Genomic DNA, 2,029 nt, shown 5'->3' with positions numbered 1-2,029 from the left:
TCAGCACTAAAACGTTTGGCCATTTCTTGGATCTCCAAAGTTAACGTTACGTTATCTTTAGAGGGAAGTACTGTCCATTATTTTGGCTAGGATCAAATTTATCTCTATATGAACCCAGAATAACTTGTTCTATTCTATTCATTCTATTACGCATATCTTGAAAGTGAACCACATTGTTAGATTCTAATATTTTCTCTTTGTCATCTGCCTTTCTAATAAATAGTGGTTTATCACTTAAGTTATCTTCAAAAAATTTAAATGTTCTCCGTAAATCTTGAAAAGTAAAAGAGATATTACACTGCCCTTCTATTTTTTTTCGGAATTTTGAAATATTAACAATATGGCCAGTTTTAGACTTCACAGATGGAAACACCCATTCTTCATTAATTTTCATTTTACGATTTTTCATTAGATGCCAAAGGAAATCACCCATATAAAGTTTATAGCGCTCATTATTATAAGTATTTATAAAGGAAAGACTTCCTTCATCTAAGTCTAGATCTTCCCAACGTAAGCTTTCACACTCATTTCTAAAAAGTCCTGTTAAAACAAGTGTTAATAAAAAGTCCTTATTTGTTTCATTTTCTTGGCCCCGACCTTCATATTCAATAATTGCGTGTACCCATTTTTCTAAATTTTCTCTATGAATATAGTTACTTCGACTTGAAACTGCTCGCCAACGTTGTTTTGAATTTAAAAAATTAACTGGGTTCATCGCAGATATGATGAGTTCTTTACTTCTGTCTTGATAATACTTAACCGAAAAACGATAAATAGCTCGAAGTACTCGCATAGATAAGTTCGCTTTGGCATAACTAATTTTAGATAATTGAATATACTTATCTTCAACCATCTGTTCAGTAATATCAGTAAGTTTAAGCTCCCTCCAATCCATTAAGTATTTTTCTATGACATCTCTATAATCAACTAGTGTTCTGTCTTTTAGTTTGTGTTGATTGATATATGCTTGAAAAGCTTCATCGAGACTAGGCTGGTTAATTTTCTTATCTAAATTATTTTTTAATATTTTATTATTTTTGCTAATTAAATAATTGTTTTCAGTTAAATCTTTTAACTTCTGCTGTGCAAGTATACGAGCTTCTTCAAGAGTAATTTTTTCGTAATCTCCTAATTTACAACGTATCGATCTACCTTTTACTTTCTTTTCTACAATATAGGTTTTATATGAATTATTTACACGAATAGCAAAACCAATAATCTCACTGTCTCTATAAATTGCTGGAATGAGTTTAAGTTGATCGATAAATGACTTAGTTAGCTTTACTCGTGAAGTGCTCATAAGCTAGAATCCCTAGCGCTTGTGATAATTAACAATATAGCAAAATATTTTTCAGGTCTACTGCACACCTACTTTTGAAAAATACTTGTGTTTAATAAAAAAATTGATTAGTATTGCAGGCACTGAAAAGCCTTGAGATTAAAAGCTTTTCTTATTTATAGGGCCTATAGCTCAGTTGGTTAGAGCAGCGGACTCATAATCCGTTGGTCCACAGTTCAAGTCTGTGTGGGCCCACCAAATACAAACCCCAAAAACTATAAGTTTTTGGGGTTCTTTAATTTTAGACATACAGTCGAATATCACTACATTATTCAAAAATTGTTCGATTAAACTTAAAAAAATCTTTTCCTATTTCCATATTTTTAAACGTTCCTTTTAATATTTTGATTATTATTAATTATTAACTTAATTATTTGATCTATTTTTAGGCTAAATTTTGTTGAGGCATTGATTTCGAGTTTTCCATTTGAACATCCCAAAACTTTTTCCATAAATCACAGTATTCGAGACATAAGTTTTCTAAACGAATATAGTCTTCTTCTGTACAAGCTTGCATCAAAATAAACCAAAGGTCTTCTTCATGGTCATCATCTGCTGCCTGATCCTAGCCAAAATAATGGACAGTACTTCCCTCTAAAGATAACGTAACGTTAACTTTGGAGATCCAAGAAATGGCCAAACGTTTTAGTGCTGAATTTAAACAGCAAGCAATTGATTATGCACTTTCAA

Annotated in this window: 2 protein-coding genes and 1 tRNA gene; 1 reads left to right on the top strand and 2 read right to left on the bottom strand. The window is 31.1% G+C overall.

Features of this window, described 5'->3' with window-relative positions:
• Nucleotides 1-46: 46 nt before the first annotated feature.
• Nucleotides 47-1,300, bottom strand: a complete 1,254-nt coding sequence (locus tag HMPREF0014_RS10720) for an integrase family protein (protein WP_020992218.1) — start codon at nt 1,298-1,300, stop codon at nt 47-49.
• A 160-nt stretch (nt 1,301-1,460) separates the two neighbouring features.
• On the opposite strand from HMPREF0014_RS10720, the gene HMPREF0014_RS10715 reads away from it, so the two are divergent.
• Nucleotides 1,461-1,537 (top strand) — tRNA-Ile (locus tag HMPREF0014_RS10715).
• A 187-nt stretch (nt 1,538-1,724) separates the two neighbouring features.
• Here the strand turns inward: HMPREF0014_RS10715 and HMPREF0014_RS26435 are convergent.
• A complete protein-coding gene (locus HMPREF0014_RS26435; RefSeq protein ID WP_264673133.1) occupies nt 1,725-1,856 on the bottom strand; it encodes a hypothetical protein in 132 nt (43 codons plus the stop codon).
• Nucleotides 1,857-2,029 lie beyond the last annotated feature (173 nt).

It is taken from the genome of Acinetobacter sp. RUH 2624, from assembly GCF_000162375.2.
GTDB lineage: Bacteria > Pseudomonadota > Gammaproteobacteria > Pseudomonadales > Moraxellaceae > Acinetobacter > Acinetobacter nosocomialis.
The sequence above is the reverse complement of the archived record's forward strand: the minus strand, read 5'-3'. Positions and strand labels throughout refer to the sequence as shown.